The organism is Mastigocoleus sp. MO_188.B34 (assembly GCF_030065675.1).
GTDB lineage: Bacteria > Cyanobacteriota > Cyanobacteriia > Cyanobacteriales > Nostocaceae > Mastigocoleus.
In genome coordinates this window covers 37314-46415 of sequence record NZ_JASJDK010000025.1, presented here as the reverse complement: position 1 = coordinate 46415, position 9102 = coordinate 37314, and the positions used below count along the sequence as shown (strand labels likewise).

Here is a 9102-nt window from a genome sequence, read left to right as displayed (position 1 = left end):
TTGATTATCCACGACAAATGGTTGCGAATAATTTACCTTGTTATCACGTAAGTAGATTGTATTTGCTTATATTAATTTTTCAAAATGAGAATTGCTGTTTCGCTCTGGTGTTACTGGCAAAAACTTTAGGATGTACTTTAGTAAAAACAAATATCGACTTTTTACCAATAAATATAAACTTAGAACAGAGTAAATGTGTGATGACGTACGAACAAGCAAATAAAATACAACTAAACTAACCCATTAATTGGAAAAATATGAACGCCAAAGCAAACAGAGAATCACATAATTTCGAGCTCTATACAAGACAAATTAAAATCACTTTCTTCGAGCCAAAGAATAGAATTCATAAAAATTACACCATATATATTGGTTAATTTTCTAGGATATATCCAACCTTTACTTAAGGGCGTAGTTGCTGAGAAGCTACAAGTAAATTATACTTGTACAGCTGAAATCTAATTGCAGTACCAGTTCTGTATGAATTGTGATCTATTTTTTCCAATTATTCAGAGTTGTTAGATATAAGTTACCTCTGAAGATAATCAATTATACCTTCATACAGAAATGGTTTATTAATGATCGCTTAAAATCTAAATTTGTCAATAACAAAAAAATTATACTAACTTTACTGCATCAATAGTGTCAGAATTAAGCGGCAATAGGCGGAAATTCATGGCAATTTTTACTAATTATATATATCCATATTATTCTAAACATATAGATAATAGTGTGTGTATTCCTAAGGCAAACATCTAGAGAAGTAAATTCTATCTAACTTAGTTTTTCTAGATATTTATGAGCAAAATAAGTAGTTCTTGTATTATTTCAAGAATATTTATGTGCGTAGTTAGATATTAGTGTGGTGGCAAGCTAATGTTAAGTCTTTTAATTGCCTAGAATGTAAAATGTTATACTCAAGCACATGAACAAGAAGTAATCACACAAATGTGTGTGTGTCTTGTTTGAGTATGACAATTGAATTAATTTATTCACATCTAATTCAGTTTATATATTTTTTTAAACTGCATTAGAATTTTGTTTATGAAATCATAAAATAATAAGCCTAATTCGTAATTGAATTAGATAAAATTTGTTATGTATATCAAATACATATTTAATGTTAATTTTTAAGGCAATTTATAATTTTAAATATAGTAGATAATACTCTATTAATGCGATAGGAAAAATATATTTTTTCTGTAAAATAATAATGTAATATATTAGTAATGTAATATACTTATTTTGTTGTTTATAGCCGCTAATCTCTTAATAGAGTGAATTTAGTATTTATATTTGCTAAATACGCTCTACATTGGCATGTAAATATTTATTTTATATATTGGTAGTAAAAGTAATAAATAATACTAATATTTTATAGTGTTGTATATGGATCGTTGTTTATAAGGGAAATAAAATGGCAGCAATTCAAGTTGATAAAGAAGTTTTTGAAGCTTTGAAGCAAGCTTACGCAGAACAATTTGGCTCTTCACCTAAGTCTTTGATTACTAAGTTAAATCAAGTATATAAAGAAGAATTAGACGATCCCAGGGATGATTTAATCTCTGCTCGGACAATACGAGGTTTTTTCAATGCTGATAAGCTACCAAAAATGCAGGAAAAAAATCTTAATTATTTGTGTAATATTCTTCTAAAGAAAAAAAGTTATAGAGAAGCATTACGACAATTGATAAAAATTGAAACTACTGAAAATGAGTTGGGAGATGATTGGTTAGAACCTTACTGGAAACACTTAAAAAGGAAGTGTAGTACTATGAGGGTTCTTGATATGAATGAGGCAGTAGATATAAACAATATTTATGTGAAATTTAATATTTCAAAAGATATTAAGGGACAAAAGCAGCACACTATTGAAAAATTACTAAATGAGTTAGAACTGAACAAAGATAAAAGCCCTAAACGTTTAGCTTTCTCAAATGATGAAAATCTAATTTCCGGTTCAGAAGCTGTAAAGCACTATAAAAAGCTTATTGTCTGGGGAAAACCAGGAGGTGGGAAAACCACTTTTTTGAAATATTTGGCGATAAACTCAAATCTAGAAGAGTCAGTTAACAAACTTATTCCAGTATTCATTTCACTTAAAGAGTTTGTGGAAAGCGATAGTAATCACAAATTAATAAATGCAATTATAAATGAATTTAAATTTATTCCAAATTCTGAAGCAATAATTCAATCTTTGCTCAGAAAAGGAGAGTTTTTAATTATGTTAGACGGTTTAGATGAAGTAAAACTGGATGATAATCGAATTTACCAAGAAATAGAAAGTTTGACGACTTCATATCCAGACAATAATTTTATAGTTACTTGTCGTACAGGCACTACTGATTACGTATTTAAAGATTTTACAGAAGTTGAAGCCGCAGATTTTGGCTGGGACCAAATAAAAAAATTTGTATACAAATGGTTTACTGAACGTGGAGAAGGAAAAGTTGCTCAAAAGTTTATTAAGAAGTTGGAAACAAATGAATATGTTAAGGAACTAGCAACAAATCCACTATTACTAACAATTCTATGTTGTATCTTTGATGATTCTTATGACTTTACAAATAGCCGTTATGAACTGTATGCAGATGCAGTAGATTCTTTCTTAAGAAGGTGGGATGCTAGCCGTAGAATTGACAGAAATTTATATTTAAAGCTACCACGTCAGCGCAAAATAGCAATGCTGAGTGAAATTGCTTATGACGGGCTAAATCATAAACCTAAAAAAATTTTATGGAAAGAATGGGAATTACGAGATAAGATGATTAACTTTTTGAAAAGTATTAGTGTTGAAGCTGAAATTCATAAGGTATTAAAAGAAATTGAAGCTTATTATGGTTTAATCATTAAAAGGGCAAAGGGAATTTATTCTTTTTCCCATCTCACTTTTCAAGAGTATTTTGCTGCTGAGTACATTGTAGAGAATAGAGAGATTGTTTATTTAAATCAATTTGTAGAAGAAAATTTAACAAAACGCAGATGGCGACAAGTATTTGTCTTGATTATTGAACGTCTTAATAAAGCTAAGGCTGATGAGTTTCTCATATTGATGTTTAAACGTACTAACGAAATTGTTAAAAATAACCAATTATTGCAGGATATGCTTGCGTGGTTAGATAGAATAACTGAAAATTCCGGTGTTGCATCCAGTTCTTGGAGAGCTTTTTATCTCGCTATTGATTTGGACGTGGACCTTTACATCAGTCATGAAATCGATATAGACAGAATTCCTGCAGGAAAACTATCTACAGATATGAGAAGCTTTAATATGAAGCGAAAAAAACTCACACCTGCAACAGAAAAAACGAAGCTTATATCTGGTTTGGCTGGTATCCTAGCGTTAGCCGTAGGTTCTTATACAGAAGAATATAATGGATCGCAAATTCCTCAAAAGGCTAGTGACTTTACAAAAGAGCGTTTCAAGTTTTACCAGCCGCAAAACATTAGTGAAAATTTTATTTTAGCAATTAATAAAGCCAAACAAATTGGCTATGTTGATTTAGCTACAGATTTGGAAGAAGCAAAAAAATCAATCCCTGAAACTACTTTCGAACGTATTGAATGGAGAGATTGGGCTGAAAAATTAAGACTAATAATGCTTGAGCATCTAGATATTGGTCATAAAGTACACTTTGATAAAGTAGATAGTAAGATATTAGGAGATTATATTTATGCTAATAATCTACTTTTAGAGTGTATTCAGGTAGAAAGCTATTCATCTAAGGGATTACGTGACGAAGTATTTAATAATTTACTATTACCAACCCATAAAATTTCAGCAAATTTATTGACTTCTTGATATCCACAAGCCTAAGGACTATATCGTTCTACATTTTGATGTAGATTAATTTTTTATGACTGATTTTAGCTGTCCTATTATTTTCAAATCTTAAAATATTTTTTAGATTTTGGATCTAATTTCATCATATAATTGCTCAAATAAAATAGAGCGAGATAACCATATCACTAGGGTGTATTTAATTCATATATTTAAATATATAAATAAACATGAATTAAATTTATATTTGCCAAATAAAAATTTAAATAACCAATTATTTTTAAATATTTTTGCATCAAATAATCATTAAAAAAATATTATTTATATGCAGCAGCTAGCATTATATATAATAATATTATTATGTATATTTAAATTTCTAATACAAAGTAATATGCTGCCAAGATTTATATTTTTTTCAGCAGCGTTAGGATTAGGAACCTATGGGTCAGCAATTTACTTAAATATTGATGCTAGAAATATTCCTTTTCTTCAGGAAATTATGTATGCTTCTATTGCTGTAGGATTATATATAAATGTTCTTGGTATTGATAGAAGTATTCTCAAAGGATGTTTAGATTCAATTGCGAAAGTAATATTTGTTGGTGTACCGTTAAAAATTTTAATCCCAGGTTTTCTCTTAAGTATTTTATCCCCTCAAATTAGAGCTACATCTTATTTATGTGCAACAGTGATAGCTCAAATAGATCCAATTGCAGCAGGAAAATCTTTAGAATGTAGTAAAATCAGTTCAAAGTCCGCAACTATACTGAGAGCTTGGTCGAGTTTTGACGACCCCATAACTGTCTTATTTGCTTTTTATATTTTTCTACCAGCTTTACTTTTAGAAAACTTCAATTTTGCTGAATACTTCATTTCATATATATTGAAAGATATTATTATTTGCTTTTTGGTATATCAAATTTATACAATTTATCAGCAAAAAATTATCATAAAATACCGTCAGAAATTAATTATAGATACAATATTAATCATCCTAACTATTTTGTATAGCATCATATTTAAATCTTTTCTATTACCTGCAACTATAGGACTCTTTATTAGACCATTTGAATCAGAAATATTTACAAGGATTACTTCTGGAATATTTTTGTTAAGTGCATTAATTTTAGGGTTAATGTCTGCAAATGTAAAACTATATTGGTATTCTGGATTTATATTAGCAGTTGCAACATTCTTTGTGGCACAAATTATAGTAACTCAGATATTTATAAAAGATTCCATGAATAGTAAGGCTAGAGTTATGTTCGGTCATCAAAATGGAATGACAGCTATGCTATTAACTATCGCCATTGAAATGTCAGCTAGCCAGGAAACTAATAATTTATTATCTGTAACGTTACCTGCAATTATTTGGATTGCGTTATTCTATTTCGGAAGTAATTATATTTTAGATAGAGTATTACCGTCTGTAAAAGAGGAATCATCTGCTAATAATATTCAGAACAAAATATCTAACAGAAAAATATAACTCTTCAACTCGCTTTAAAAATATAGTATTTGATAAGCTGGAAAATCTTAATCATTAACTGAATTTTACGGTCATATACGGAATATAATGGCAATTTTACTTCGGCACTGAGATACCGTATACAATCGAATTATCCTAAGTAAATTAGCAAATTCATGAAATTAAATTTTCATAGATTACCTATGTGGGTAAAGACTTCGGTTGGTGCTGTCGCTGTTATTTCATTAGTTCTAGCAGGTGTTAGATTTAATATCCGAGACCTCATCGACACCGTAAAATTTCCAGAACAGGTATCTAACCCAAAAAAAGAATATCTAGAAATGAAAATATTAGTGCTATATGAAACTAATAAAAATCCGATTGAAAATGTAGAAGTTAAGTTAATAGTATCAAATGGTTCACCTGCAACAAAAAAAACTGATGATAATGGATACGTAAGTTTTATTATTCCTAAAGAAATTGGGGTAACGTTATTTTTTAGAAAACAAGGTTTTAAAAATAAAAATAAAACTTGGAATAGGACTATAGATCCAGAGCGAGTTAATATTTACTATTTGACACCAGAATAAGATGTCTCTTGTGGAAAAATTTGTCCCAAAACTCACCTATAAATCCTCATTCTAATAATCTATAATCCTCTTCTGTTCGCGACGCAGATATTTTAGGCGTGTAATTTTGTTTGAATCGACGCGCTTCCATAGAGAAACACTTGTATAAGCTCTTTCTTGAGTTTTACGATTTGCGGGTTAGTTCGGTTACAAATTGGTGCGTTTATTCAGCCTTGAAGAATTTAAAAATTTCATCTTTTATTTATTACAACCCTTACATGTAGTGAGTTTTATCCAGTTCAAACCTCGCTTCGATTTAAAAATGCCGCTTATTGCCACTTATTTCCGCTTGTTGCCACAAAGGTTTATAATAAGGTCGTTAGCCTGACAAATGCTACAATTAAATAGGTGTAATCATGTCAAATCAACCAAAGCAGACCAAGGTGAAAGTTTGCAATCACAAACCAGATGATAAATGGGATGATGGCTGTTGTGGCGATGATTCAGGTACAAATAAAAGTTCTGAAATTATTAGCAATAGCACGCAAAAGAAACAAAGATCTCATGAAATAGATGATATTTCAGTAAATTCTTAAGAATAGCAATTCTTCGTGTGAGGAGTTTAAAATAATAATTTTAAGATGATATCCTAATTAAGTTTTAAAGCTATGTTACCCTTATTTCATTGATTATGTAATTAATAGTCAATGATCTATATTTATGTATAATTTATTTCCATGATTATGGAATAATGATAAATTTTGCTTCGAGGAAATTTGAGTGTTTCCAAAGCACCTTTAGTTTAATAATGAGAGAATCTTGAGATACCTCTTAAAAAGGAGCATTTGTATTTACCACAATTTAATTCTAAAATTTCTTCCAAAAAAAGAAGATTTACGACCCTCTAATTTATCTTTAGCTCTATTGCGGGCTCTTTTAGCTTTTTTATCATTTGGTTTTATTTTGATCGCCGCTTCATATGCTGTAACTGCGTCTTTATAGCGTTTCGTATCAAACAAAACATTACCTTTACTATAGAAACTTTCAAAATGTTCTGGTTGATAGATAATCGCCATATCATAAGCTTCGATGGCTTTTTGATATCGCTTCAATTTATATAATGAATTACCTTTGTTATACCAAGAATTATAATCATTACCTTGAATTTCAATTGCTCGGTCGTAAGCATCAACTGCTGATTCATAACGTTTAATTTTGTGCAGACACCAACCTTTATTAAACCAAGCTTTATAGCTTTTGGGTTGGTATTTAATTACTTGTTGAAAAGATTCAATTGCTTCTTCATGACGTTCCAGATTAATCAGCATATTACCTTTAGATAGCCATGCTTGGGAATAATCTGGTTGGTATTGCACAGCTTTCTCATATGCTTCAAATGCTTCTTTATGCTCTTTTAATCTGGCATAGGCATTACCTAAATTATACCAAGCTTCAACATAATCAATTTTTAAACCCGTTGCTTGTTTATATGCTTGTACTGCATCTTTATAGCGATGTTGTTTATGTAAGGCTTGTCCCTTATTGTTCCAAGCTACATCAAACTTATGATTCAAATTAGTTGCTCTTTCGTAAGCATAAATTGCTTGGGAATATCGATTAATTTTACTTAAAGCTTCACCCATTGAATTCCAAACTTCTGGTTGATTCTCATCCAGTTTTAATGCTTTGTCAAATGAGCTAATAGCATCTTCATATTTTTTTAGTTTGTATAGACTTAATCCTCTACCTATCCATGCTTGTTTATCATTATTTTCTAGCTGAATTGCATTATTATAAGCTTCTGATGCTTCTTGGTATTTTCCTGTATCATAAAATGTTTTACCCAAACCATTCCAGGCTGGGGAAAAATCGGGTTTAATATCAACTAATTTTTCATAAGAGTTAATCGCATTTTCATATTGTTTTAAATCATAAAATGTATTAGCTTTCTTATATAATTCATTAGCATTTTCTTTACCTATAATCTTTACTAATGAGAAAGATATAAGACCCCCAGTAATTACTAAAATAACTGCAGCTAATGATTTAATAATAATTTTTTTATAATTAATTTTGGAGGAAATCGCAGGTTTTAATTGCTCTAATTTCGGAGAAATAAGAAATGTTTTTGATGTTTGATTTTTTTGCCGTTCTAACTTTCTCAAAGATTCCAATGCAACAGTTGCTGAAGAAAAACGCTGACGAAAATCATAGCGCACCATCATATCTAAAATTTGTCCTAACCCAGGACTAACCTGTGCTCGATCTCGCCAAATAATCTCATAAGTTTCTTCATCTTTTTCTAATTCTTCGGGAGCAAGTCCGGTTAATGCTTGAATCCCAATTATCCCCAAAGCATAAATATCGCTATTAAATTTGGGAGAACCCTGTGCTTGTTCTGCGGCGATGTATCCAGGAGTACCGATCACTACAGTAGATTTAGTTTTTCCTTCCGGAGTAAATATTTGTGTGCTGATTTGTTTAACTGCACCAAAATCTATTAAAACTAATTTGTTATCTTGTTCTCTACGCAGAATATTTCCAGGGTTAATGTCGCGATGAATTACCTGTTGCTGATGAATAAATTCTAATATTTGTAAAATCTCTATCAACAAAGAAATTACTTCCTGCTCGCTTTTTTTCTCTCCGGGTATTAATTCTTGATAAAGGTCATGACCAGCGATAAATTCTTGAACGAGGTAAAATTCTTGATTTTCTTCTAAGTAAGCTAATAATTGCGGAATTTGATTGTGGTTTCCTAATTTATGTAAAACTTGAGCCTCTGTATCGAACAAACGTCTAGCTGTTTGCAGGTTCAATAAATCTGTTGATTGAGCTTTTAATTTTTTGACAACACACTCAGGTTTACCAGGTAAGTGGGTATCTTGGGCGATATATGTTTCCCCAAAACCACCTCCTCCTAAATGTTTGACAATTTGGTACCGTCCAACAAGTATTTTTGCCAACATTTTAGTTTGCGATCGCGTGTTTCGATATATTCTAATTTCAATCTTGCCATATTCACCAGCATCAAGTTTTTTTTATAGTGTAGTTTTGATACCTTTCGTAAGAATTGAATATTTTCGGCTCTTTAAATCTATCATTATCGATTTATAAGTTGAGGTATTAAAAATTAGGTTCTTCAAATTGATAAATAAATTAGTATAGTCAGCTATTACTTAGTTTTTGAGGGGTAAGAAAATAAAATATTTTTTCCTCTGTTTTAAAAGTGTTATTTATCACTAAAGACAGATTTTAAATAGTGAGACAAATGTGAATATTTA

At 30.1% G+C, this 9102-nt stretch carries 6 protein-coding genes; 5 read left to right on the top strand and 1 reads right to left on the bottom strand.

Annotated elements, in window-relative coordinates:
- From QNJ50_RS09060 to QNJ50_RS09040, 5 genes are all read left to right on the top strand, one after another.
- The coding region (locus QNJ50_RS09060) for a hypothetical protein (protein ID WP_300634360.1) at positions 1–239 on the top strand (239 nt) is incomplete at its 5' end.
- Positions 240–1417: 1178 nt separating this feature from the next.
- On the top strand, positions 1418–3802 hold the full coding sequence (locus QNJ50_RS09055) for an NACHT domain-containing protein (RefSeq protein WP_300634357.1): 2385 nt from the start codon (positions 1418–1420) through the stop codon (positions 3800–3802).
- Positions 3803–4106: 304 nt separating this feature from the next.
- Positions 4107–5270, top strand: coding sequence for a hypothetical protein (locus QNJ50_RS09050; protein ID WP_300634353.1), 1164 nt, complete (start codon positions 4107–4109; stop codon positions 5268–5270).
- 182 nt (positions 5271–5452) lie between these two features.
- On the top strand, positions 5453–5839 hold the full coding sequence (locus tag QNJ50_RS09045; RefSeq protein ID WP_300634351.1) for a hypothetical protein: 387 nt from the start codon (positions 5453–5455) through the stop codon (positions 5837–5839).
- Positions 5840–6234: 395 nt separating this feature from the next.
- Entirely contained in the window at positions 6235–6414 is a 180-nt protein-coding gene (locus tag QNJ50_RS09040) for a hypothetical protein (protein ID WP_300634348.1), read from the top strand.
- Positions 6415–6669: 255 nt separating this feature from the next.
- Here the strand turns inward: QNJ50_RS09040 and QNJ50_RS09035 are convergent, their stop codons facing one another.
- Positions 6670–8787 carry a serine/threonine-protein kinase gene (locus tag QNJ50_RS09035; protein ID WP_300634345.1) on the bottom strand — a complete coding sequence of 706 codons (2118 nt, stop codon included), beginning with the start codon at positions 8785–8787 and terminating at the stop codon, positions 6670–6672.
- Positions 8788–9102 lie beyond the last annotated feature (315 nt).